The sequence below is a fragment of the Mesorhizobium sp. M1B.F.Ca.ET.045.04.1.1 genome (genome assembly GCF_003952465.1).
GTDB classification, from domain to species: domain Bacteria; phylum Pseudomonadota; class Alphaproteobacteria; order Rhizobiales; family Rhizobiaceae; genus Mesorhizobium; species Mesorhizobium shonense.
Map to the genome: position 1 here is coordinate 7,381,682 of NZ_CP034448.1, position 23,209 is coordinate 7,404,890.

The window sequence follows — 23,209 nt, forward strand, 5'->3', positions numbered from 1 at the left end:
GAGAACGGCCCCCTCTCGATCGAGCGCTGCTGCGCGGCGACAACTACGGTGGCCGGTTCAGCGACGACTATGATGGCCGGTGGGATCGCCCGTCGGGCCCGGTTGTAGGGAGGGGCGGAGCCCCGACCGGAGAGCGGGTCTGACGGGCGGGCGCGACAGAAGCCCCTTGCGAGGGGAATCTGATCGGGGCGCGTGGAGTGGTGGTATCGGAACACCTATCGAACATAGCAGCGATAGGTACCGATGCCTGGCCTCCACATCACCGATCAACAGGTACATCGTTACATGTCTCAGCGTCGTCACCACACCCAGGCCGTTGCGGCCGCCAAGGCCGGTATCAGCGAACGAAGTGCACGCCGGATCGACAAGAATCCGCAGCTGCCATCCCAGAAGAAGCGCGAGCGGCACTGGCGTACCCGGCCTGACCCCCTCGAACAGATATGGCCACGCGTGGAGGAGCTGCTGAAGATCCCAGGCATCCTCTCCGTCACCATTTTCGAGACTTTGCAGGACGAGTTCGGGGAGGCCGCCGTCCCCGATGGCGTCAGGCGGACACTCGAGCGCCGGATTGCCCGGTGGCGGGCCCTGAATGGGGGCGAGAAGGAGATCTTCTTCCCACAGCATCACGAGATCGGCCGGCAAGGCCTCCTGGATTTCACCGTCGCTGACGATTTGCACGTCACCATCGCCGCCCAGCGCTTCGACCATCGCCTCTTTCATTTTCGCCTCGCCAGCAGCGGCTGGGAGGATTCAGCGGTCGTGCTGGGTGGAGAGAGCTTCACCGCACTGTCCGAGCATCTGCAGGATGCGCTGTGGAAGCTGGGAGGCGCACCCGCCGAGCTGCGCAGCGACTCGCTATCGGCCGCCTACAAGAACCTCGACGCCGACGCCCAGCGCGATTTCACCCGCAACTATGAAGCGCTGTGCCGACATTATGGCATGACGCCGACGCGCAACAACAAAGGTGTCGCCCATGAGAACGGTTCAATCGAAGCTCCCAATGGCCACCTGAAGCGCCGGCTCGATCAGGCCCTGCGCCGCCGCGGCAGCCGCGATTTCGACAGCATCCAGGACTACCGCCGCTTCGTCGATCAGGAGGTGGCCAAGCAGAACCGACGCCGGGCCAGGCTCGTGGATGACGAGCGCCGCGTCCTCAAGCCGCTGCCGCCGAAGCGAACCACGGATTTTACCCTGGTCAGCGCAGACGTCACCCGCAACAGCACCATTAGCGTCGACCGTATCACCTATTCGGTACCCTCGCGCCTCATCGGCTACCGCCTCCATGCCCATCTCTACGATGACCGGGTTGAGCTCTTCCTCGGGCCGGACCAGGTGATGACAGCCGCCCGGGTCCGCGTCAAACATGCGGAGCGAGGACACAATATCGATTTCCGGCACTTCATCGGCAACCTGAAGCGCAAGCCCCAGGCCCTGCGCTATCTGGTCTACCGCAATGCCTTGTTCCCCACCCATGCCTATACCAGGGCATGGCAGGCGCTCGATGCCGCTCTCGATGCCCGGCAGGCCTGCCGCGACATGGTCGCTCTCCTCGATATCGCCGCTAACGGCAACTGCGTCGATGCTCTGGCCCTGCGTATCGAGGCCGCGCTCGATAGAGGCAAACTCCCCAATGTCGCCAAGCTGAAGAGCGAGTTCCTGCCCACGGTCAGAAGCCGTGTCGACGTCACCATCCCGCCGCCCGATTTCGCCGGGTACAACCATTTGCTCGCCAACGCACAGGTGCTGTGATGAGCAGGACCAAGGATCAGGCCGCCGCCGTGCTGCCCACCCTGCTGTCGGCACTGCGCCTGCCCAGCATCAGCCGCAACTGGAAGCATCTCACCGACACCGCCGATCGCGATGGCTGGCCCGCGGCCAACCTTCTCGCCTGTCTGCTCGAGATCGAGATGGCCGAGCGCGCCTCTCGACGCATCCAGCGCCATCGCGAACAGTCCGGCTTGCCTGCCGGCAAGACCTTCGCCACTTTCGATTTCGACTTTCCTTCCGGCGTCCGAAAGCCCCATTTGCTTTCCCTGGCCACGGGCGAAGGCTGGATCGAAAGCGGCGGCAACATCCTCATTTTTGGTCAGAGCGGCACCGGCAAGACGCACGTGATCGCCGCCATCGGCCACGCCCTCATCGATGCCGGTCGCCGCGTCCTGTTTTCCACAACCACCGAAATGGTGCAGAAGCTTCAGGCCGCTCGCCGCGAGCTCAGTCTCCCCTCGATGCTCGACAAACTCGACAAGTACGATCTCATTGTACTCGACGAGCTGTCTTACGTACGAAAGGACCAGCTGGAGACCAGTGCCCTGTTCGAGCTCATCGCTCACCGATACGAACGACACTCAATCGCCATCACCGCCAACGAGCCCTTCTCCGGATGGTCGGACGTTTTTCCAGGTCCCGCCATGACGGTCGCGGCCATAGACCGTCTCGTGCACCACTCCACCATCATCGAGATGAACGGTGAGAGCTATCGTAAGCGAGCCGCCGTCGCCCGCGGCGCCGGCCCGCAAAACGTCAACGATGAACCAGACGACCCGCCCAACCCGTCATCCTAATTGCCGCTGAGGACAATTACTCGCCGCAGATCCGCGGCCGACGCCAGCTCGCCACAATGCCCCAGCGACAATTACAACTCCGATAATTGTCGCTGGCCAGTTGCCAGACAACCGACCCGGTGATACCCAAATCACACCACTCGGCGCCGCCTTCCACCGGCCATCATAATCGCCGCCGACCGGTCTCCATAATCGTCGTGCTACAGCTGCAGCGAGATACACCAGAAGTCGTCGCCCGCGGCGACTTTCACAGCAGCATACCAACGGAGTCCCAAAGGCGACAGGAACTCCTGATAGTATGGGAGCTTCGCGATGTCGTCGGCCGTGAAAAGATCTAGATCCGTGGTGACGCCCCGCCGCGACAGGAAGGGGATCAGACGGTACCGCTCATCCCGATGAATCCATCCGTCTTCCACATAGCGTTCAAACGCCGCTTCCAGAGATCGGCTGCGCGGGATGCGAGGAAAATGCCCTTTCAGATCGAACAGAAGAGCGCCAGCGCTTTCGGTGGCTTTCTCTGCCACCTCCATCGCGGCGTCCCATCGCGTCGGGTCGAGCGCAGCCACCGAGAAGGCCGCGCTGATGGCTCCTAAGTCGAATGTTGTACCCATCCCCGCCCCCGCAGTGAGGCACAAGGTAAGCGCAGGGGGTCTTACAATTCAAGCATGGACGTGGGTCTGCAGCTCTTTAGGCCCTTAGCCGTACTTACTCGCTTCTCGGCCCGCCGGATTGCCCAAGCGAGCCTCTATCGACAATGGAAAATTGTCGGGACGCAGTGAGATATTCAGGCCTCACGACAGCGGTGCGCTGTCTAATTAAATCGGACACACCTAGCCGCGCGCGAGACGGAGTCATCCAGCCTGGGCATGATCGAGCAACTTGACAGCCGCGGGGGTCTCACGGCGGCGCTCGCTGTCGGCCCGGTCAATCCCCTCCACGGTGATGGCGAACATGCCATTTTCGGTCCTTGCTACCCAACCTTTTGATTTCAAATACCAGAGATGAAACTCAAGGTGCTCACGCGGACACCCGGATAAGCGCTCCAGTTCTTCATCGCCAATGCCAGGATTGTGAACGTCTTGTCGGCGCCGCGCGTAAAGTAGCGAGAGCACCTTAAGCTGAATGATGCTGTCCCTTTCGAAGCCCTTGCCATCCCTCGCCTGCTCGGACAATTCCTTGCCGCGACCCAAGTGATGCTTGTACTGAATGTCGTACTGCGCGCGCTTAGCCGGATCTTTGAGCGTATTGTGAGCTTCCACTATATCGCTGAAGCGCGACTCATTCCCCGTCTCCCGGTTGTCAGGATGGTATCGCATGGCGAAATAGCGGAATATCCGCTCGATCGTTTCCGCGTTGGCGTTCGGACTGATCTCTAAAAGTTCGTAGTAATCGGTGAACATTTTCGTCACGCCCCCTGGAGTATGCACAAAAATCCGGTCACCTGTGGGATCAGGCAAGCGGCCCGCCCTAATCGACAAAGCAGAATATGAGGTCCACTCAATGTGGCACGCCACCGAACAGGAGGTATTTGTAGCCACCCGTGGCCATCCAACGGGCGCGCGCAAGATGGCTTGCCCATGCTCGGTATGCGCGTTCGGGTTCCTTCCCCGGATCAATCTTCAGGACGATTTTGGCCACCTTTTGCCAACCTACGCCTTCAGCTTCGGCATCCAACAGTCGAAAGTATAAAATCAGCCTCTCCTCGTCGTAGCCGGTCAAGACCGAGTCATTCGGCGCTTCATCGGCGACGTCTGGGTCGAGCAAGGGCTGGAGCATGCGTTCCGTTCCTGTGTAGGTTCGGTGAGGAGAGTGGCTTGTCTGTGGCGGTTCAACCCAGCAGCGTAGAAGGCTCTAGTTCCTGAGAGTTCCCCTCATAACACTTACTTCGCGGAAAATGATGGACAAAGAACAAAAATATCCGAGGGAGCTGGCCTCCCCGCATCAGCTCCACGAGTTGGGTGAAGAGTGCCGAAGGGCGGCGAACTTGCTCCTTCAGTCCGGCCGATCGGGCAAGCCGCTTAGTCAAGCACCGTTCAGATTGTCGGCGATCCATGCGATCGAACTCTATCTGACCGCGCTTTTGCTCCACTGTGGGACACAATACCAGTGAAATCCGCAAAATGCAGCGCGACTTGGGGAGACGCACGGAACACGCTCAGCTAGCGGGGCTCCGCCTTCGCCCGAAAACAGCCAAGCATCTTCAATCGCCAAAAGCTGGAATATCTTATTACCCGGTACAGCCCGGAACTGGCGGCAACCGCTTTGAGATAAACCGTCTTACCCTCGATGAGGTGGCGGTAAAGGCCAGCCTGTTACTCGCCCTGCGCTCAAGAGCACCACAACAGGTAGACCCTGGCCACCAGCCGCGAGGTATGAGACCGGTTTAGTTCCTTGCTTGCGTTCTCCAGCCTCTCTATCCGCCACGACCAGCAAATCAAGGAATACCGCGGAAGGACATACCATGCCTTCGATCTCGTAACTCTCGAGAGCAGCACCGACAGAACCCTTGGTCACCGTGCCGCGCATTGCGCCGCCGCAAGCCGTCTGGGGACGGTAATAGGGAAAGCCGTCAAAATTCAAAACATGTCTCCCGAAACTGAGAACTGGTTCTGGGACAAACACACGCGCAAGATCAAAAAGACCTGCAGCGCCTGAAGCGAATGTGAAACATCTTGGCGCGCTTTAGACATAAACGCCGGACCGTTAAGCAGCAGGCTCTGGAAAAGGCGTGAGATGAGCGCTTGGAGACGCCCGTCCGCTAGAACGGACCGGGCAGGTTGGCGGCGCTTGCGTCGGTCGCCTTGGTATCGTCCGTCACGCGGCCTTCGGTATGCACGAGCCACAGCACGGCCACGAAGTAGCCTGCCTGCAGAAACGCGCCGGCCAGGAATGTCCAGCCCAGCGACTCCCAGACCGATCCCGTGGACGCATAGGTCCAGCCTAGGACCACTAGGAGCGTTGCCGTCATTCCCACAATAAACTGCGGAAAATACATTTGCCCAACCGAGCGTCGCAACCGCTTCCGGTTCCGGCGATCTCGCCCATTTCTCTACCCGCCCCGATTCTTTGCACCTTTCCGGCGGCATCGCAAGACTTGCGGCAACTCCTTACAATGTTTCTTTATGACCGATGTCTTGTGGATCCGCGGGCGGGACATTTGTTTCAGGAGCCAGATAGAAGCCGATTCATGCTCTTCCGCCATTGATCACAAGGAACTGACCGCCATTGGTCGCGTCATTCTTGCAGGTCGAAAGTGACGAACGCGCCCCCCTTGAACTGTTGCTACGGACACGGAATGCTCATCGCCGCAGTCGTCTGCTTACAAGACACATGAGCTATTTTTCGGTCCCAGATCAGCCAGCTGCCCTATCGGAGACCGGTGCCAGCCGCTATACCGGCGCGGCAGCCATTCGCCATCATCGGCAGGGCAGCCCGTAACCCGAACTGCGGAAGCTAAGCATTGAAATCGCTTTCATCCCTTCGGCGCCACTTGACGCCCACACAAACCAACATTTACTTTTCGATTGTCTGTTTCCTTTCGCCAGTGCTCGGGTCGGCGGTGAGCGTCGCGTTCAATGCCGGCGGCGCGTGCTCAGTGCTGCTGGTTGCCTTGAGGCGACGGCAGTTCAACTTCGACCGGCCGATGCTCGCCATGACGGCGTCGATCTATGCCTATTGCGCGGCCATGGTGCTGGCCTCTACCGTCGACGGCGCGCTCGGGGCGGACCTGAAATATTTCCTGCCGCTGATCACCTTGCTGTTCTTCCCGATCTCCTATTCGACCTGGAGCAGCACGGACAAAGTCACCCTTGCGCGCATCGCCGTGCTGGCAAGTGCTGCCGCATGTTGCGGCGCCTTGGCAATCGCGATTGTCCAGTACCACTGGATCGGCACGAGAGCCGAGGGCGGTGCCGGGAATGCAATTGTGTTCGCGACGGTGACCTGCCTTGCCGTCATGATGTGCCTTGCCGGCGCGCTTTCAGGGATCGTGAAGGACTGGAAGCTGCTCGCTGTTGCGGCGCTCGCCGGAGCGGTGGCCATCATCTATTCGGAGTCCCGCATGATCTGGGTGGCCATGTTAATCGCGATCATTGCCATCCTGCTGATCAACCGGCACAGGTTCATGGCCGTTAGTTTGACGCGTCTGGCGATAGTTACGGGGGCGGCATGCCTGGTCGTCGCCGCGCTCGGATTTCCGATCATCGCAGGACGAGCCGATTTCCTGTTCAGCGACTGGGATGCGCTGACCGCCAGAGGCGACTACAACACCGCACTCGGCCTGCGCGTGGCGATGTGGGAGATCGGTCTCGGCGCATTTCGCGAGATGCCTATTTTCGGTCATGGCATCTCGGCCAGCCGGACGTTGATGAAACAGGGCTTCCACGACCAGTTCGGCATGGCCGCAGGGTTCAATCATTACCACAGCGGCTTCCTGACGGCATTGGTGCAGGCCGGAGCGGTGGGCGCGCTCGCCCTGGCAGCGATCTTCGTCGTCGCGACCAGGAATGCGACGAAGGTGCTGCGCCTCAGCGGCGAGCCGGTGGAACGGTTCGGCGCGACAATGCTCATCGTCACCGTCATCACATATCTGATCGGCGGGATGACGGGGATCATCATCGGCCACGACATTCTCGACTCGGTCCTGATGGTGTTTATGATTTCCGGAACCTATCTGGCTTGCGGGCGAACCGTATCGCCGATGGGAAAATGCGCGCTTGGCGTGGTGCCGCTTGCCAGCCATCCACCGTGAAGGTTTTGGTTACCAGAGCGACGGCCTTCATCGGACGCCGGATCGCTGGCCGGCTGCGACACAGGTACGGATCGCATCGCGCTGCACGGATGGACTTGGTGCGGAGCGACGCCGTCCGGCGCCTCGTTCACCGCGCCGCACTCAACAAATGCCGTGACGTAGGCCGCGGCTTCAAGGGGATCATCGACGAAGCGACGTCCCCTGCCCCGCAATGTGCCTATGGCCGCTCGAGCGCGAAAGCGAGATAAAGTGATCGGCGCCTGTTTCTCGGCGGGCCGCAAGATGCCACGGCATTGCTCCTGCAGCCGTTTTGGCGAGGGTACCGACCGAAACATGGCCGCGCTAATGCGGCTGCTGACTGCTCGCTGACGGGCGGGCGTCCGCTGATCTGGAAAAAGTGTCGGCAGGCCCGGTGTCAGCCGCTGCCGGTGTCCGATCATCTCCGCCTGCGTCGAAGGCATGGACGGGGCCAATAAGGCTCATCTCGCCCGTGAACGCTTTAGAGCCGCGGCATTTGGTCGATCTTGGTTAGGCGCAGCACCTTGCCGATTCGATCTGTTCGATGCGGTCACAACATCAATGGTCTCGGCGGCGTCCTCGGCCGCCAAGCAGGCCAGATTAAGGTCGCTACGACGCGGCGATCGTTGTCCTCGATCCCGAAACGCCCGACGATGCTTTCCGCACCGCGATCTTCGACCCGATCAACAGGCAGGCACTTGATGCCGCTGTCGAGCGTGTCGGCGCACTCGCCGAGCCTCACGACCATACCTATTTTACCGAACTCAGGACTCAGGAAACACAGTCGGAAGATCACCTACACGCCGAGTCTGCTCGCCGGCCTCGATCTCGGCGCCGGCTCCTGCCGGCCGGCCATTGCTGGAGGCCATCGACTACCTTCGTGTCGTTCATTCCGGCCACAAGCGCACCGGGCCACCGCCAACAGCTTTTGCGCCGAAGGCATGGCAGGCCCAGCTCGAGACTGCCGATGGCGCCGTCGATGTGACAGGATACCGGCTCTGCATCTTGGACGAACTGCGCCGCGCCATTCGCCGGCGCGACATCTTTCCGGTTCACTCACTGCGATATGCAGAGTATGCGTACGCTGAAGGCCGCGGAATGAAGCGTCGCGTGGGCCCGTAGTGGTCGTTATGGTGATGCGATCAGTTCAGGCCGCGGCGGTCTGCTGACCGGCCAGTTTCTCGGCGTCGCGCAGATTTTTCCATTCCCAGGGTAGCAGTTCGTGCAGGCGGGAACTTGGCAGATCAGAGATCCGTGCGAGAACGTCGGCGAGCCAGGCTTTTGGGTCGACGTCGTTCAGGCGGCAGGTGGTGATGGACGTCAACATGACGGCAGCCCGGTCGGCGCCGCGCTGGCTCCCGGCAAATGTCCACGCACGCCTTCCGAGCGCCACGCCTCTCAATGCCCTTTCGGCGGCATTGTTGGTCAGGCAGATTCTGCCGTCATCGAGGAAGCGTGCGAAGTCGGCCCAGCGCGACAGCATATAGTTCATCGGCTTCAGGACGTCGGAAGAGCGCGAGAAGGTACCGCGCTCGCGCAGCAACCACTCGTGCATGTCATCGAAGAGCGGCTTGCTCTTTTCCTGCCGCACGGCACGCCGCTCAGCGGCTGTCTGGCCGTTGATGGCACGTTCGATGTCGAAGAGCGCGTCGATGCGCTTGACGGCCTGCAGCGCCGTCGGGGAGATCGGTTTGCCATTCCTCTTGCCCTCGCGGGCATTTTTCTCGACGTCGGCCAGTTCGAAGAATCCCCTGCGGGCATGCGCAAAACAGAATGCGGGCGTGATCGGCTGCTCTTTCCGCTTCGGATCGAAGAGCGGATTGAAGCCGCTATAACAGTCGACCTGAAGGACGCCGCCGAACCGGGACAGATGTTTTGTGGGTGCTCACCGCGTCGGTCGCTCGAGGCGTAATAGACCGCCGCCGGCGGCGCGGCGCCGCCGAATGGCTGATCGTGGCGCACATACGTCCAGATACGGCCTGTTGTGCATTTGCTCTTTGCCAGGACGCGGATCGTCGTGTCGTCACCATGAAGGCGCTCGGCCGCGAACACATGAGCCTCGATGAGCTTGAAGAGCGGCATGAGGGCAAAGGTTCCATGACCAACCTGATCGGCCAGTGTCGAGATCGGCATGTCGATGCCCTCGCACCTGAAGCGCGTGCTCTGCCGGTTGAGCGGGATGTGCATGCCGAACTTGTCGAAGAGGATGGTCGCCAGCAGCTGTGGGCCGATGAAGCCGCGCGGCGTGACATGGAATGGCGCCGGCGGCTGGGTGATCGCCTCGCAATCCCGGCACGTAAATTTCTCCCGGACCGTTTCGATGACCTTGAAGCGGCGCGGGATCTCCTCCAGCGTTCCGGTCACGTCCTCACCCAGCTTGGACAGCCGCGATCCGCCGCAGCAGGCGCAGGCAGTGGGAGGCTCGATGACGACGCGCTCGCGCTCGATATTCTCTGGCCAGGGTTTACGCACTGGCCGCTTGCGCGTGAAGGAACGCACGCTCTGGGTCTTCGCCGCCGCGGCGGCTGCGGCAAGCCCATCCTCGGTCGCCGAGGTGACGAGGTCTTCGAGTTGCAATTCCAACTGCTCGATCAGCCGTGCCGTGCGCTCGGAGCGCTGCCCGTAGAGTTCGCGTTTCAGCCTCTCGATGCGCAGCTCGAGATGCGCAATCAGCGCCTCGTTGTCGGACAGCATGGCCTGCGCGTTGGCGGCTTCAGCCTGCCAGTTGGCAGCATCCGCGACAGCCACATCGCGTTCAGCCTGCAGCGCCTCACGCTCGGCCAGCAGCGCCATATAGGCGCTGGCAAGATCCGAGGGAAGATCAACCGGCTTCGAATTCATGCGCCGATTGAATCACATTTCCTTGTATTTTCAATTAAAAAATGCTACCCAACCCGGGTTGGACGCCATGTTTCCTGAGGGTTCCGCCAGTCTATCCCGGACAACAGATAGCTCAGCTGCGCAGGAGATACTGTCACTACTCCGCCCTCAACTGTTGGCCAGATGAATCGCCCGCGCTCAAGCCTTTTTGTGAACAGGCATGCTCCTTGGCCATCATGCCAGATGACCTTCAACAGATTTCCGCGTTTCCCCCTGAAGCAAAACAGGTTCCCTCCAAGGGGATTATGTTTGAGGACCTCCTGCACCCGTAGCGCCAGCGATGGAAAGCCACATCTCATATCGGTGTAGCCTGTCGCCAACCACACACGCACGCCTTCTGTCGGGATCATCGCAGCATTTCCAGGCCCTGCAAGATCCGCATCAGGACACTTACGTCGACGGTGCGGTCAACGATCACACGCCGGCCGTTTGCACCGACGATTTCTATCCGGCCATCGGCAGACACCGCTTGGCTGGTAGCCGGCACCTCGGAGTGCGATCGCGCAGGAGCCGGGTCTTCCGCCTCCACATCGCGCACGCTGTGACCGACCACACCCATGTCAATGAAGGCGATTGGTGCGGTCTCGGATCGGCCACCCAATGTCTGTTCATGGGCTTGCTTCATCCAGATGTGCAAGTGGTTCGCGTTCATGTCGTGACGCCGCGCGACAACCGCCACGGGATCACCGGACTCCTGCACCTCACCCACGATCGCCAGCTTCTGCTCGACCGTCCAGGAGCGGCGCGTCCGCCGTCGGCCCGCATCCGCCGGCAGCGCAAGAGCCGCGGGCGCGCTCGCCTCCACCCTCGACGGCGGCTCCATAGCCAGATACTTCATTGCTAAGTGTCCACTTAATCTAAGCGGACACTAACGCCACAAGGTACGCGTCAGTAGGCGGCCTTCAGCGTAGGCGTACTATGCAGATCCGCGCAAGGGGTTGCTGTCAGGTCCAGCATGGGAAGCGGCCCGTCCGACGGTCCGCCGCACCGTTGGGGGTGTTGACGAAGAACTCGGGCGTTTGTCGAGCCGGCTAAACCTCGCCTATCGAGAAACCGCCGATCGTGTCCTGATGAACCCAGCCGTCACCATCATCAATACCTCGGAAGGCTCGGACCTGTCCCTCGAACGCCTGGAAACGATCGAGGAACCGCCAAGGCTGATCGCGTTGCGCGCCGCGATTGACGCGCGTCTGCCTCGGCTTGATCTGAATTGAGAGATTTCGCGGACGCGCGAAACGCGTAGGTCTCCCTATTCCACAGTTACAGATTTAGCAAGATTGCGTGGCCGATCGACGTCCAAACCCATAAAAGCAGCAGTATGGTAGGCGATCATTTGTATCGCTAACGCATAGACAATCGGAGCAAATAGCGGATCCATCTCCGGCATGATGATCGCGGCTTCGGGTGTAAGACCACATTCGGCTGCACCCTTCGAATCCGTAATCAATATGACGCGGCCGCCGCGCGCAGCGACCTCTTGCATGTTCGATACTGTTTTCTCGAAAAGCACATCATAAGGAGCAACGACGATGACTGGCATGTCATCATCGACCAGAGCGATGGGACCGTGTTTGAGCTCACCGGCGGGATAACCTTCGGCATGAATGTAGCTAATTTCCTTCAGCTTCAATGCTCCTTCCATCGCTAGCGGGAAGCTGGTCCCACGACCCAAGTAGAGTGCGTGGCGGGCTTTGGCGAGCGTGCGACTCAGCTTCTCGATCTGCGGCTCCAGTTCCAGGGCCTTTGCCATAAGTCCCGGCAGTGCGATCAGACTTTGGACGTGACGTGTTGCGTCGTCCATAGAAAGCTCACCGCGCCCTCGCGCTGCAGCGACCGCGAGGCATGCCAGCGCAGTCAATTGACAGGTAAAGCCTTTTGTCGAGGCGACGCCGATCTCAGGTCCGGCGAGCGTTGGCGCGACGGCATGGCTCTCCCGTGCGATGGTCGAAGTCGCTACATTGACCACCGAGAGAACTGTTTGTTTCTGTTGGAGCGCATAACGCAAACAGGCCAAGGTGTCAGCCGTTTCGCCTGACTGTGAGATGAAGACCGCGAGGCCGTTCGCTGGTAATGGTGCCTCGCGATAGCGAAACTCGGAGGCGACATCGATTTCCACCGACAGCCGCGCAAGATGCTCGAACCAGTATTTTGCGATTAGTCCGGCGTAGTAGGCTGTTCCGCAGGCTGAAATAGAAAGGCCGCTCAGGCCCTTCCAGTCGATATCGAAGGGTAACCGGACACCACCTGTGACCATATCGATATATTGCGTCAGCGTGTGGCCGACCACTTCGGGCTGCTCGTAGATTTCCTTGGCCATGAAATGACGGTGGTTGCCTTTGTCGACCAGGAATGCGCCGGCGGCGACGCGCTGGGCACGACGCTCGGCGGGTGCATTGTCCTTGTCATAAAAGGTCGCGCCCTCACGGTTGAGGACCACCCAATCGCCCTCTTCCAGATAAGCGATAAGACTCGTGAAGGGTGCGAGCGCAAGCGCGTCCGACCCGAGATACATCTCGCCGTCGCCGATACCGACTGCTAGCGGTGAGCCCTTGCGAGCGCCAATGAGTAGGTCTTCCTCTCCCTGAAACAGGAAGGCGAGCGCGAAAGCCCCACGTAGCAAAGGCAGGGATGCCGCGACCGCTTTGAGCGGTGTCATGCCGCGATCGAGTTCGCGGGTGACGAGATGTGCGACGATCTCGGTGTCGGTCTCCGTGCTGAAGATATAGCCGTCCGCCTGCAATTCGGCGCGCAGTTCACGGAAATTCTCGATGATACCGTTGTGAACCACCGCGAGCTTGGCCGTGGCGTGCGGATGGGCATTGATCTCGTTGGGTTTCCCGTGCGTCGCCCATCGAGTGTGGCCGATACCGATTAATCCGTCGAGCGGTTCGTTCGAGAGTCGAATTTCGAGGTTTCTTAGCTTGCCCTGGGCGCGTCGGCGCGTAAGCAAACCGCCCTCTAACGTTGCGATGCCAGCCGAATCATAGCCGCGATACTCGAGCCGCCGCAACGCCTCTAGCACTCTCGCCGCAACTGCTTTCTTCCCCAAAATACCAACAATGCCGCACATATAAGGATCCTCAAGAATATTGTTCGTCGTACACCTGACTGGCTTCGCCAGCGCTGGGTCGCAAAATATTTATCCGTTCGCCTGAAGGCGCCGCTCTCGTTTTTGGAAGAAATGGCTGACAACGGCCGCACCAATGTTGCCGACAAGAAAGATCGCTACGGCAATGACTGCCATATCCGGGCCGAACCCAAAAACAATGCATGGTACAAGAACCACGGCTCGGGCCAGGAGCATTTCACGCTCGCGTCGTCCGATGTAATGAACGTTATTTTTGTAACGATCGCCAAAATCGTAGCTAACTTTCTTCTCGATAATTCCGGCAGCCTTGCCTCCGATTGCGCAGATCAGCCCGACAACGAGTGCCAGTTCGAACGAGAGCGGTTGAGAACGCATCGTCCAGCCTACGGCAAGCGTCGATAGCGCGAGAAGAAGCAAGATGTCGGTTCGGATTCGATCCGCCATCGCCCCAAACGCAATGCCTGTGATGGCGGCAACCGCTGCTATCCATCCGAGTTTGATTGTGCCGGCATACAAGATCACAGCTAATAAGGGATAGAGGCAATTCTCGCCGAGATAGCGGACGCCCGTGCTCCACCATAGGATTCGGATCGCCCAAGGCACCCTGATATTGAGGATCTCAGCAGGCTCTTTAGCATCAGGCATACCGCCGAGTTCCGCCTGAACTCTGGCGCCGAATGCTGCCGCAACAAGCGACAATCCGGTCGACAGAGCGGCGATCACCGCAAAGCCGCCAAGTTCAAAGGCGTAGCCTCCGATAAGTGGCGCTGCCGCAAGCGATCCGTACCGAAAGGCTTCAAACAGGCCGAGATTGAGGCCGCGGGCTTTATTGGCGGTTACCGCCGCCAACAGAACACCACGAGGAACCTCGGAAGCTGTGCTGCTAACCGAGATTAACAAGCTCGCACCGAATATCGCGAAAAGAATAGGAGCAGGCATCAGCAACAGCGCGAAGGCCGCGACACGGAAGGGTATCGATAGCACGAGCAGCCATGCGGGACCGAAACGCCGAAGCAACCCCGGGAGGGCGTAGGTGAGCGCCGTCTCCGCAATCATCTGAAGTCCGACGCAAGCATATGTGATCGTCAGCGAGCCGGTAACCTGATAGACGTATAGCGCGCTAAAAATCTCAAGGAGAATCATACCGAACATCGATAGGACACCGAAGCCGATAAACGCGAATGACATCATAGGATGAGGTTCCGGAGAAATGCCGCATGCCTCTCCCTCATGCTGCAGGCTCCAAATTGATTGCGGTCATGCCTTGGCGGGAAACATTGCTATATGGTGCACAGTCGGAGGTGATCATGACTGTCACGCTCTCGCGCAGGCGCAAGAATGTCGAAGGTGACTCGGCCGAAATGCCGTCCATCATGAAACGGCTTACCGCTTCCCGTTTGCGTGCGCCTGATGCGATCAGCAGCGACTTGCGGGCACCAAGAAGAACTTTTAGTCCAAGAGTTGCACCCTCCGTCGGGAGGATCGTGCGTGCCTCTTTCAACGGACGCCCGGTGTTGGAGATCAAGGTTGCATCCGAGAGGTAGACATAGCCAGTTTCTGAGTCTTCGGTCGCGCCTGGCTCGTTAAGCCCGAGATGGCCGTTTTCCCCCACGCCATAGAGGACGATATCAATTCCGCCTAAATCGTAGATGCGTTGATCGATGGCGGCGAAAGGCGCGGCTAAGTTGCCGCCCTCGTCAAAAAAACGGTGAAACAGCTTGACCCCCAGGGGAGCTGTAAGATGGTTACTGAGATAGTGTGCGAAGCTCTCTGGCGAGGTCGAGGGCATGCCAGCATACTCGTCCATTTGGACGGTAATCACGCGAGACCAGTCAATGGATTGGCGATGGCGCGTTCGCAATATTTCATAGAGTTTGGTTGGTGTACGCCCCGCGGATGGCACGAATACGCAATACCCACGCGCCGCGATAGCACGACCCACATGCTTGACAAGCCACTTTGCCGCTTTCTCGCTCAGGGCTTCATGATCATCAAAGACTGATATCTGAAAAGACTTCATAATTTGGCCTCAGAGGCATTGCCACATTGATCCTCATCGGCTGTCCGAGAGTCGGCTGAAAACATAGTTCTCACCTTTCTGACCGCGATCTCTGGGCAGAAATCGCGGTCAGAAAGGACCTAATGTATTTTCAAGGATTCCCGGATCAGGAATAGTCTTCCAAAATGCCTCTGCGGCGAACGTCGAGCGTAACGCAGTGGAAGCCGCCGCCAAGGGTTCTGCCATGGCGCAATTGGAGAGGTATGCAGTCGATCTGATGCTTTTCGAGCAGTTTGATAAGTGGGGTTTGGTTTTTATCGACCATTGCCAAGTTCGGATTGACCATCATAAAGTTCATACTGATCCATGCAGAACCGTAAGCGACCCCTGTAAAGCCAATATCGATTGGCTCAGGCGCCTCTAGGACCTCCCAATTTTTGAAAATTTTCGGCAGGTTGTCCGGGCGCACTCGGCTTGGGTTCACAAGTACGAGGCCGGCCCGCAATAGCGTGATCGTTGTGTCGATGTGCGTCGATGCATAGAGGTTCTCAAGCGGATGTACCCGATAGTCGGGCCCAAGGGTATTTTGGAGCCATTGCGCGCCAAGCATATTACCTGTGTCGGAGACCAGATAGAGGATGTCACGACCGACCCGCAAGCAATTAGCCGCATCGAAAACGGGCTCGTGTTCCAACAATGCCGACCGAGATGGATCAGTATTGTTGTACATCGTATCTAGCAAGCGCGGCTTTGGAGCTGATATCCAGCGAGCACCACTTTTCATGTACTCCACGAGAAGATCTTTGTAGGCAAACGGCTCCAGGAAACGGGAGCGCAGCGACATGGGTGTTTCAATAATCGTATTGCCCACCGGCAGCATAATATCTCGTGGGCAATAGTCATACATCCCATCCGATTGCCAATCTGGTGTGCTGAAGATCGCGGCCTGATCCGTTGGATTCGGCCGACGCACGACGACGCCCTGTTTCTCAAACGCCTCAATGATGGCATTGAGGTCTTCTTCGGTTTCACCAAGAATTCTGGAGTTGTGAGGGCCGGATGGGATCGTGTCTATATTCTCGTAATCCGAGTAACGGATCGTAAATAGTCCCTTGTCGCCTAATGGAACACGCGCACCGACTGCAGTCCCAACCAAGACCTCCTCAAGCTGATCCCACTCATTATGAACATTTACAAGCGGAATATCAAAGTGGGTTTTTGTATCACTTTGAGTATTGCTATCAATATTTTGGTTTATACCGTTGCTATAGACATTCATATTATTATTGCTTCCTCTTGGAACTGGTGGAGGCTAAATTCTGTCGAATAATTGCTTAAGTTCGGCGATGGATGACCGATATATGACTTAGATGACAGTTATATGAACTCTTCGATGGAAAAGTGTTCTTCCGGATATTTTCAACGTATCAGAGAGTTTCTCGAGACTGGGGGCGCGGAGTTCGAGACGGTTGAGGCTCGGTGATCTCGATGTTTTGCCGACGACTTTGGCGAGCGCGGGTGTTCGAACCCGACACACTGCCTGCTGCCAACGCCTGACCGCAGGGCGACGAAACCTCAGGACCTAAATCCTATGTCGCATTCTGTACCTTTGCGGGGATGGACCCAAACCTTCAGACCAACGACCCGACGCGCCTGGCCCGCGCCCTGCAGGAACTCGGCAGGCTCGTCAAGACGCTCTACCTACTGCGCTTCATCGACGATGAAAGCTACAGGCGTCGTATTCTCATCCAGCTTAATCACGGTGAAGGGCGCCATCAACTCGCCCGCGTTATCTTCCATGGAAAGCGCGGCGAATTGCGCCAGCGCTATCATGAAGGTCAGGAAGACCAGCTCGGAGCGCTCGGCCTAGTCGTCAATCTCGTCGTACTATGGAACACGATCTACACGGATGCAGCCCTCAACCAGCTCGTGACCGAAGGCTACGATGTCAGGCCGGAAGATGTCGCTCGCCTGTCGCCGCTCGGATTCGGCCACGTCAACATGCTCGGCCGATACGCCTTCACGCTCCCCGAATTCGTCGCTCGCGGTGAACTCATTCCCAAAACCGCCGATCCGGATGACGAGCCGTGAAACCCCTTATGTAGGTTTTCTGTTCCGTTGCTACTCAGACCCCGAATCCAACTCGCCTCGCGGAGGAAGCTGGCGGCGTCGACGGAAAGATGGTTGTCGTCTTCGGCGACAAACGCCCATTCGTCGCGGCTACCCGCAACCATCTGCCAGACTTTTCGGTGGCTGAGAAAACACCCGATCTCGCCAGCGAGAGGGGAACGGAGGCTAAAGCGCGCAAAGCGGCTAATTGCGCCTCGGACAAAGAGACACCTTCTACCGCGGAAACGCGTTCAAAGCGCCGTCCATGACCAGATGCCTGACCATCAAACCAATGCCGACGATTAGCCGATCTATCAAGGTTAATATAGAACAGCTTCACCGCCGCCGACCTCGGGTATCAAGGAAACGCCGCATTCATGATCCGGCCGCATCCCTGTACTTCTCCATCGTGGCCAGCACCAGTCGCCGGTTCCGCTCGGCGTTTGATTTGTCCGGCTCTTGGTGCCAGAGGTGCAAGACCTCCGTAGCCCACGAGCCGGATCGTCGGAGCACACCGCTATGCTGCATGCGGAACACAAATTCGGCATCCTCGTGTCCCCAACCAGTCATGTTTTCATTATACCCCCCACCGCAAGAACGGCATCCTTCCAGCAGGCTAGGTTACATCCCTTGATGCGCCGCCACACGAAGCGGCGATAGTCTCGCAGAGATGAGTCAGGTAATCTTGCAAACAGCGGCGCGATCTTCGAGATGTGCCCCAGTGGGCGGTAAGCCATCGCCCTCCGGCGCAAGGCCGCATAATCCCAAGTGCCGGCAGCACACAATTTCGCGCTCAGACCTTGCCCCAACAGGATGCGGCTACCAGTGACCAAGTGGTTGGGCTTCGCAAGAGCTCGATGGCGGGACAGGAAATCCGGCTGGGTAAGGCAATCACCATCAAGGAACACAAGGTAAGGCGCTTGGCAAGCACTGATGGCTGCATTCAGGATTTTCGCGCGCCGGAAACCATCGTCCTCTTGCCAGATATGCCGCACGGGCATGGGTGCACAGGCGGCGAAATCGTTGATTACCGTCCTTGTCTCCTCCCGTGACCCGTCATCGGCAATGACGATTTCAAAGTCTCTATAGGTTTGTCCCATAAGGGACAACAAAACCAGTCGCAGCGCTGCCGGCCAATTATAAGTGTTGACGACAACTGAAATCCTCACCACTGCACCCCCGGGTTAACTTCATAACTGTGCCAGATCTTCAGGTATCGATAGTAAGTGCCCTGAGAGATCGAAATCGCATTAGCAAGGCCATGGGCGCCGTCGAGGAAGCCAGCTCGCAGCACGTAGACCCTGAAGAAAGCCCACAGACCGTGACTTATGGCTGTTCCGATTGTGGCGCGCTTGCCTGCGGCGAGCGCCTGTCGGGCCGAAGCGGTCGAGCAAGAGTCGATCTTGCCGATGACCTGAGAAAAATCAGAACAGCTGTAGTGAAGCAGCAATTGGTCGATCTTGGTTAGGCGCAGCACCTTGCCGACCGTGGGGGCTGGGGCCTCGGGGGGGTGGGCAAGAGTAGGGTGTGTGGATGCATCGGGCGCTGCTTGTGGGCAGGCAAAGACAGCACCCGCCCACCCGGCGGCGTCACCGCCAGCATCACAGCCGTGACTGTTATGTTAAGTCTATGTTAAGTCGAAAGCCCCCTTTGTCGTCGCGGCTCAGATCCGGCGCCAAAAGAAGGCGAGGTAGAGCCCGAGCGTCCCCATGAAGGTCTGCCGGTAGACACCGCTTTTGCCGAGTAGGCGGAAGTGCCTGAAGACATTGCCTTCGCGCGCCTTGATGAACAGGCTGAGGCAAGCCGCCGCGTCACGGGAGATGAGGTCCCCATTCACGGCCAGGCCAGCCAGGTTAGCATCTGTCCAGGTCGCGAACTGGCCCTTGAACAGACGTCCGAGCCTTGAAAGCCTCGCCTTCCACGAGACATTGGCGCCGACGAGGTTCGCCCCGTGCTGGCGGTATCTGACCAGCGGCCGCGGCTCGTAGCGAACCTTGCCGCTGGCGGCGGTGACGATGAGATAGACCCACCAGTCGTGGCTGACGAATTCGGTTCCGGCCGATGCCTTCGCCAGAAGCTCGCGCGCCGCGCGGTTGAACAGCATGGTGTTACCGCCGGCTATGCTTTGCACCAGCGCATTGCGGAACGAAGGTGGGCGCTTGAACAGTGGCGAATGGCCGGCCGGAACGCCGGTCTGCGAAATGGTCGCCGTGCGCGAGCAGAACAGCAGCGGCATTTTCTCCTCCTCACCCTTCATCCAGCGGATGGCGCTCTCCAGCCGGTCCGGCTCCCAGACATCGTCCTGGTCGCAGAAGGCATAAAAGTCGGCATCGATGGACGGATCGACGATCATCGAGCGGAAATTGGCGGCGAAACCTTTTCGTGGGCCTTGCACCAGGGTAAGGGAACCCTTGTCCCAGCGCTCGCGCCACGCCTCGACGATTGCGAGCGTGGCGTCCGTAGAGCCATCGTCGGAAACCCACAGATCGACCTGAGGCCATGACTGCGCGAGCAAGGAATCCAATTGCTCACCGATGAATGCCGCGCCATCCTTCGTGCCCATGAGAACGGCCACGCGCTGATCTTGTCCGGTCACGGCTTTGGAATCACTCATATGCGGGGCGTTCGGTAACCGATCGTCGAACGGACAGGTCAGGCCTAGCCCGCTTGCAGAGCCCTTTTGGGCAACATCTGCTGATATTTGCCCGTCGTGTCGTCGTCGACCCGCTGCAACCCAGCTAGCATGGCCAAGGCCGCCGCCTTGTCCCGATCGCGCACGGCAGCCTGCAGCGCCGGCAGCGCGGCCTCGATCCTCGGCCATTCCACGACGTCGGTCCTCAGGCCGAAGATCTTGGCGGTGTCGAGCTTGACGACCTCCTCGTTCTCGCCATGCAGCGCCTCGTGCAGCTTCTCGCCGGGCCTGATGCCGATGAAGCGGATCGGAATGTCGGTGTAGGGGCTCTTGCCGGCCATGCGGATCATGGTTTCGGCGACTTCGAGGATCGGCACGGGCTGCCCCATATCGAGCATATAGATGGCGTAATCGTCCCTGCCCTGGCGCTGCTCCGCGTCAGTGGCCGCCGTGATGACGAGGTCGACGGCCTCGGCCACGGTCATGAAATAGCGCGTCATGCTCCGGTCGGTGATGGTGACCGGACCGCCGGCCTCGATCTGCGCCTGGAAGATGGTCGCCACCGAGCCGTTGGAGCCGAAGACATTGCCGAAGCGCACGGCGATGAATTTGGTGCAGGGCTTGCGCGCGCCAGGGTGTTGGGTGACGCCGGCATCGTTCGCAGCACCCGCATGCAATCCGGTGCGCGCTGCATGCGTTTCATGCAGCGACGAGACGATCTGCTCGGCCGCCCGCTTAGTGACGCCGAGCACCGAGATCGGGTCAACGGCCTTGTCGCTGGAAATCAGCAGGAACTGCGGCACCCCGCATTCGGCGGCGACCTCGGCGCAGGCGAGCGTGCCGAAGACATTGGTCTCGATCGCCGCTTCCCAGTTTTCCTCCAGCAGCGGCACGTGCTTCAGCGCCGCGGCGTGGAAGAGGATCGCCGGCTTGAATTCGCTGACCAAGCGCATCATGTGCGGCTTGTCGGTGACGTCGACGATGCGACTGGTCAGCCGGTCGCGATCCTTTTTGTCGATCAGCTGATGGAGTTGGAAAATGCCGAACTCGGAATTGTCGGCCACCAGCACCGCCTCGGCCCCGAGCTCCAGCGCGCGCTTGACCAGCACACGGCCGATGGAGCCGGCGCCGCCAGTGACCAGCACGCGCTTGCCGCCGACGAAGGCGCCGATGCCCCTGATGTCGGTGGCGACCGCCGAACGGCGCATGATGGTTTCCATCTCGACGGCATCGAGCACCAGCTTGCCGCCCTGCCCCAGTTCCGAAAAGCCGGAGAATTGGACGACGGCGATGCCGCTGTGGCGGGCGACGCGCACCAGCTCCGCATAGTCCTCGATCTCGCGCTCGACACCCTTGCCGAAGATCAGCAGGTCGAGATTTTCCGTGCCCTTGACATAGTCCTCCAGCACCTCGACCAGGCGCGGCCGCAGCGCCACGACCGGAACGCCCTGGATCTGCGTGCCGAGTGGCGCATCGCTTTCGGTCGCCATGATGCCGCGGATGGCATATTCGGCAGGCACGGCCGTGCGGGTGAAGCGGACGATCACGTCGGCCTCGCTCAGCCGGCCGATGAACAGCGCCTGCTTGATCGAAGCGTCGCTGGCGGCGCGACGCAGGATGCGCCAGGACGGGCCATCGCGGAGAAAGCGATAGTAGAGCCTGGGCGCCGAAATGATGGTGAAGGAGACCAGGAAAAAGACGATGAACTGGCGTTCGTTGAGGCCGGACACCGGCTGGAGAAAGAAGCGGAAGGCAAGCGAGGCCAGATAGAGCACCACCGTCAGGCTGCCGCAGCCCTTGAGGATGTTGAAGAAATCAGGCGTGGAAGCAAAGCGCCACACCGTGCTGTAGAGGCCACTAAAGCGGAACAGCAGATGGGCGATAAGCACGATGATTGCCCAGCAGGCCAGCCCACTGGCGGAGAACGCGTCGAAAGAAAGCCGCGACTGCGACAGGATGAGGCTAAGAGCGACCGCGACCAGGACCATGACGAGGTCCTGGATCATGATGATGGCGCGCCGCATCCTCGGTCGGAGGCCCGATACGGCTTCTACATAGGCGGTCATTGGGCGGCACTGAACTCCAGGCGTAGGCACATGACTACCAGAACGTCGCCGGACCGCATCGTCCGCCGCCACTCTGGATTGCAAATTCCAACCCCGTCACCCGGCTACCGGATTAGCGCGGAGCGGGCTGGAGAGCCGGAGTTTTTTTGTTCTGCGATTGGTCAAAGAACGGGGAACTCTTAGCCTATCGTTAGAGCCCTAGCGCGAAATGACTCATCCAATGGGGAAAATGAGAAGGCTTCTGGAGCATGTAAGGCTCATGCCCGCGAGACGGCGCCTGGGTCGGTGTCTTTGTCGCGAAGACCAGTGGCCGCGTCGCCCGACCGTCCCAGGCGTCTAGCAGCCCACCGAGATCAAGTGCAATTCCGCCTTGCCGCTTGATCGTCGCAGCGTAAGCTTTCCCTGGTATCCCCGCTCCAATCAGCACAAGCCGGCCGTGCTGAGGTACGTCTATCGTTCTTTGCACCCGATTGTAACTGTCAGGGTAGATTGACTCTGCGCCATCATCGTCAGGCCATCGGTCGCGATGGGCAGCCATATCGGGAATTCGAATATGCTCGACCTGGACGCCAAGCACCTGTCTTAGCTGATCGGGTAAACTGGGGGAGCAGTGAATAAGCGTCACCGATTTGGCATAAACAATCAACCTTTCCCAAAAATGCCGCAACGCCAAATCATAGGGTATCCAGGACGAGCATACAGGTCTGCCAACCGGTATGCTGTCGATGCTCCATTGGTGCAAGCCAAACAAGCGCCACACCGCATGATCATCCAATGACCTCTCGACCTCCCGCAGTTTCAGGCTCCCACGGAACCGGTCGGTGAAGTCTGGATCATCAAGCTTGACTTGGTACGCAGATGGCCTTGCAAGCCAGACGTCGTCCCGGTTACCGATCAAATCCGCAGCTGACAGCGCCGCCCGCAATTGGTCCGCCATCTGTACTAGCATGTTCTGGCTGATGTCGCGCCCGAACATTGTCCAAATATACTCGTAATCTGCCTTTTTAGCCGTCTTTGGGTTATAGAGTAACAGTGCACCTTCGCTGTCACCCAAGCGTACGAAAGAGAAGCCTTCGCCACGCTTCATCGCCCTCCAGATGATC

The 23,209-nt window shown here is 59.3% G+C and carries 21 protein-coding genes and 1 pseudogene; 6 read left to right on the top strand and 16 right to left on the bottom strand.

Translation table 11 applies throughout. The features are described 5' to 3' along the window. Nucleotides 1–285: 285 nt before the first annotated feature. Nucleotides 286–1,749 (top strand): IS21 family transposase, encoded by a 1,464-nt coding sequence (gene istA, locus EJ071_RS36420; RefSeq protein WP_189521597.1) that lies wholly within the window; start codon nt 286–288, stop codon nt 1,747–1,749. Continuing rightward, nucleotides 1,749–2,564: an IS21-like element helper ATPase IstB gene (gene istB, locus EJ071_RS36425; protein ID WP_126102157.1), complete on the top strand. Its 816-nt coding sequence runs from the start codon at nt 1,749–1,751 to the stop codon at nt 2,562–2,564. The genes istA and istB overlap by 1 nt, the downstream gene beginning before the upstream one ends. Nucleotides 2,565–2,764: 200 nt before the next feature. Here the strand turns inward: istB and EJ071_RS36430 are convergent, their stop codons facing one another. The 3 genes from EJ071_RS36430 to EJ071_RS36440 all read right to left on the bottom strand — a co-directional run bounded on the left by EJ071_RS36430 (nt 2,765) and on the right by EJ071_RS36440 (nt 4,340). Beyond that, a complete protein-coding gene (locus tag EJ071_RS36430; protein ID WP_126102158.1) occupies nt 2,765–3,175 on the bottom strand; it encodes a hypothetical protein in 411 nt (136 codons plus the stop codon). A gap of 240 nt (nt 3,176–3,415) precedes the next feature. Beyond that, nucleotides 3,416–3,964, bottom strand: coding sequence for a DnaJ domain-containing protein (locus EJ071_RS36435; RefSeq protein ID WP_126102159.1), 549 nt, complete (start codon nt 3,962–3,964; stop codon nt 3,416–3,418). A gap of 97 nt (nt 3,965–4,061) precedes the next feature. Beyond that, nucleotides 4,062–4,340, bottom strand: coding sequence for a DUF2285 domain-containing protein (locus tag EJ071_RS36440; protein ID WP_126102160.1), 279 nt, complete (start codon nt 4,338–4,340; stop codon nt 4,062–4,064). Nucleotides 4,341–4,955: 615 nt separating this feature from the next. On the opposite strand from EJ071_RS36440, the gene EJ071_RS36445 reads away from it, so the two are divergent. After that, complete coding sequence (locus EJ071_RS36445; RefSeq protein WP_126102161.1) at nt 4,956–5,219, top strand: hypothetical protein; 264 nt, start codon at nt 4,956–4,958, stop codon at nt 5,217–5,219. A gap of 103 nt (nt 5,220–5,322) precedes the next feature. On the opposite strand, the gene EJ071_RS36450 is transcribed toward EJ071_RS36445, so the two are convergent. Further along, on the bottom strand, nt 5,323–5,559 hold the full coding sequence (locus EJ071_RS36450; RefSeq protein WP_126102162.1) for a hypothetical protein: 237 nt from the start codon (nt 5,557–5,559) through the stop codon (nt 5,323–5,325). Nucleotides 5,560–6,024: 465 nt separating this feature from the next. Here EJ071_RS36450 and EJ071_RS36455 point away from each other — a divergent pair, with 465 nt between their 5' ends. Continuing rightward, the gene (locus EJ071_RS36455; protein WP_126102163.1) at nt 6,025–7,314 is read left to right on the top strand and encodes an O-antigen ligase family protein; all 1,290 of its coding nucleotides are present in this window, start codon (nt 6,025–6,027) and stop codon (nt 7,312–7,314) included. A 1,165-nt stretch (nt 7,315–8,479) separates the two neighbouring features. On the opposite strand, the gene EJ071_RS36460 is transcribed toward EJ071_RS36455, so the two are convergent. From EJ071_RS36460 to EJ071_RS36470, 3 genes are all read right to left on the bottom strand, one after another. Then, nucleotides 8,480–10,173, bottom strand: a protein-coding gene (locus tag EJ071_RS36460; RefSeq protein WP_126102164.1) for an IS66 family transposase whose coding sequence is annotated in 2 segments (ribosomal slippage) — nt 8,480–9,210 and nt 9,210–10,173 — 1,695 coding nt in all. Because the reading frame shifts where the segments join, the coding sequence is not laid out codon by codon here. Nucleotides 10,174–10,217: 44 nt separating this feature from the next. Next, entirely contained in the window at nt 10,218–10,562 is a 345-nt protein-coding gene (gene tnpB / locus EJ071_RS36465; RefSeq protein WP_126102165.1) for an IS66 family insertion sequence element accessory protein TnpB, read from the bottom strand. Continuing rightward, nucleotides 10,559–11,050, bottom strand: a complete 492-nt coding sequence (locus tag EJ071_RS36470) for a transposase (protein WP_126102166.1) — start codon at nt 11,048–11,050, stop codon at nt 10,559–10,561. Before EJ071_RS36470 ends, tnpB begins: the two co-directional genes overlap by 4 nt. 232 nt (nt 11,051–11,282) lie before the next feature. On the opposite strand from EJ071_RS36470, the gene EJ071_RS38915 reads away from it, so the two are divergent. Next, entirely contained in the window at nt 11,283–11,426 is a 144-nt protein-coding gene (locus tag EJ071_RS38915) for a hypothetical protein (protein ID WP_189521355.1), read from the top strand. 35 nt (nt 11,427–11,461) lie between these two features. Here EJ071_RS38915 and glmS read toward each other — a convergent pair whose 3' ends face one another. The 4 genes from glmS to EJ071_RS36490 all read right to left on the bottom strand — a co-directional run bounded on the left by glmS (nt 11,462) and on the right by EJ071_RS36490 (nt 16,578). Beyond that, nucleotides 11,462–13,282, bottom strand: coding sequence for a glutamine--fructose-6-phosphate transaminase (isomerizing) (gene glmS, locus EJ071_RS36475; RefSeq protein ID WP_126102167.1), 1,821 nt, complete (start codon nt 13,280–13,282; stop codon nt 11,462–11,464). 69 nt (nt 13,283–13,351) lie between these two features. Further along, a complete protein-coding gene (locus EJ071_RS36480) occupies nt 13,352–14,491 on the bottom strand; it encodes a hypothetical protein (RefSeq protein ID WP_126102168.1) in 1,140 nt (379 codons plus the stop codon). Between the two features lie 37 nt (nt 14,492–14,528). Further along, nucleotides 14,529–15,320, bottom strand: coding sequence for a 6-phosphogluconolactonase (locus EJ071_RS36485; RefSeq protein ID WP_126102169.1), 792 nt, complete (start codon nt 15,318–15,320; stop codon nt 14,529–14,531). A gap of 145 nt (nt 15,321–15,465) precedes the next feature. Further along, entirely contained in the window at nt 15,466–16,578 is a 1,113-nt protein-coding gene (locus EJ071_RS36490) for an amidinotransferase (RefSeq protein WP_210211895.1), read from the bottom strand. A 350-nt stretch (nt 16,579–16,928) separates the two neighbouring features. Between EJ071_RS36490 and EJ071_RS36495 the strand changes: the two are divergent. Continuing rightward, nucleotides 16,929–17,390: pseudogene (locus EJ071_RS36495) on the top strand (Tn3 family transposase); the annotation flags it as partial. A 584-nt stretch (nt 17,391–17,974) separates the two neighbouring features. On the opposite strand, the gene EJ071_RS36505 reads toward EJ071_RS36495, so the two are convergent. From EJ071_RS36505 to EJ071_RS36525, 5 genes are all read right to left on the bottom strand, one after another. Then, nucleotides 17,975–18,577, bottom strand: coding sequence for a glycosyltransferase (locus EJ071_RS36505; protein ID WP_210211897.1), 603 nt, complete (start codon nt 18,575–18,577; stop codon nt 17,975–17,977). Next, nucleotides 18,574–18,885: a hypothetical protein gene (locus EJ071_RS36510; protein WP_126102170.1), complete on the bottom strand. Its 312-nt coding sequence runs from the start codon at nt 18,883–18,885 to the stop codon at nt 18,574–18,576. The genes EJ071_RS36505 and EJ071_RS36510 overlap by 4 nt, the downstream gene beginning before the upstream one ends. A 186-nt stretch (nt 18,886–19,071) precedes the next feature. Continuing rightward, nucleotides 19,072–19,983, bottom strand: coding sequence for a glycosyltransferase family 2 protein (locus EJ071_RS36515; protein WP_245460114.1), 912 nt, complete (start codon nt 19,981–19,983; stop codon nt 19,072–19,074). An 83-nt stretch (nt 19,984–20,066) separates the two neighbouring features. Then, a complete protein-coding gene (locus tag EJ071_RS36520) occupies nt 20,067–22,106 on the bottom strand; it encodes a nucleoside-diphosphate sugar epimerase/dehydratase (protein ID WP_189521356.1) in 2,040 nt (679 codons plus the stop codon). A gap of 190 nt (nt 22,107–22,296) precedes the next feature. Further along, nucleotides 22,297–23,193, bottom strand: coding sequence for a hypothetical protein (locus EJ071_RS36525; RefSeq protein WP_126102171.1), 897 nt, complete (start codon nt 23,191–23,193; stop codon nt 22,297–22,299). Nucleotides 23,194–23,209 lie beyond the last annotated feature (16 nt).

What these genes read in the sequence shown, in the direction of transcription:
- istA (WP_189521597.1), top strand. Translation starts at nt 286, where the DNA reads ATGTCTCAGCGTCGTCACCACACCCAGGCCGTTGCGGCCGCCAAGGCC.
- istB (WP_126102157.1), top strand. Translation starts at nt 1,749, where the DNA reads ATGAGCAGGACCAAGGATCAGGCCGCCGCCGTGCTGCCCACCCTGCTG.
- EJ071_RS36430 (WP_126102158.1), bottom strand. Translation starts at nt 3,175, where the DNA reads ATGGGTACAACATTCGACTTAGGAGCCATCAGCGCGGCCTTCTCGGTG.
- EJ071_RS36435 (WP_126102159.1), bottom strand. Translation starts at nt 3,964, where the DNA reads ATGTTCACCGATTACTACGAACTTTTAGAGATCAGTCCGAACGCCAAC.
- EJ071_RS36440 (WP_126102160.1), bottom strand. Translation starts at nt 4,340, where the DNA reads ATGCTCCAGCCCTTGCTCGACCCAGACGTCGCCGATGAAGCGCCGAAT.
- EJ071_RS36450 (WP_126102162.1), bottom strand. Translation starts at nt 5,559, where the DNA reads ATGTATTTTCCGCAGTTTATTGTGGGAATGACGGCAACGCTCCTAGTG.
- tnpB (WP_126102165.1), bottom strand. Translation starts at nt 10,562, where the DNA reads ATGATCCCGACAGAAGGCGTGCGTGTGTGGTTGGCGACAGGCTACACC.
- EJ071_RS36470 (WP_126102166.1), bottom strand. Translation starts at nt 11,050, where the DNA reads ATGAAGTATCTGGCTATGGAGCCGCCGTCGAGGGTGGAGGCGAGCGCG.
- EJ071_RS38915 (WP_189521355.1), top strand. Translation starts at nt 11,283, where the DNA reads ATGAACCCAGCCGTCACCATCATCAATACCTCGGAAGGCTCGGACCTG.
- glmS (WP_126102167.1), bottom strand. Translation starts at nt 13,282, where the DNA reads ATGTGCGGCATTGTTGGTATTTTGGGGAAGAAAGCAGTTGCGGCGAGA.
- EJ071_RS36480 (WP_126102168.1), bottom strand. Translation starts at nt 14,491, where the DNA reads ATGATGTCATTCGCGTTTATCGGCTTCGGTGTCCTATCGATGTTCGGT.
- EJ071_RS36485 (WP_126102169.1), bottom strand. Translation starts at nt 15,320, where the DNA reads ATGAAGTCTTTTCAGATATCAGTCTTTGATGATCATGAAGCCCTGAGC.
- EJ071_RS36490 (WP_210211895.1), bottom strand. Translation starts at nt 16,578, where the DNA reads ATGAATGTCTATAGCAACGGTATAAACCAAAATATTGATAGCAATACT.
- EJ071_RS36520 (WP_189521356.1), bottom strand. Translation starts at nt 22,106, where the DNA reads ATGACCGCCTATGTAGAAGCCGTATCGGGCCTCCGACCGAGGATGCGG.
- EJ071_RS36525 (WP_126102171.1), bottom strand. Translation starts at nt 23,193, where the DNA reads ATGAAGCGTGGCGAAGGCTTCTCTTTCGTACGCTTGGGTGACAGCGAA.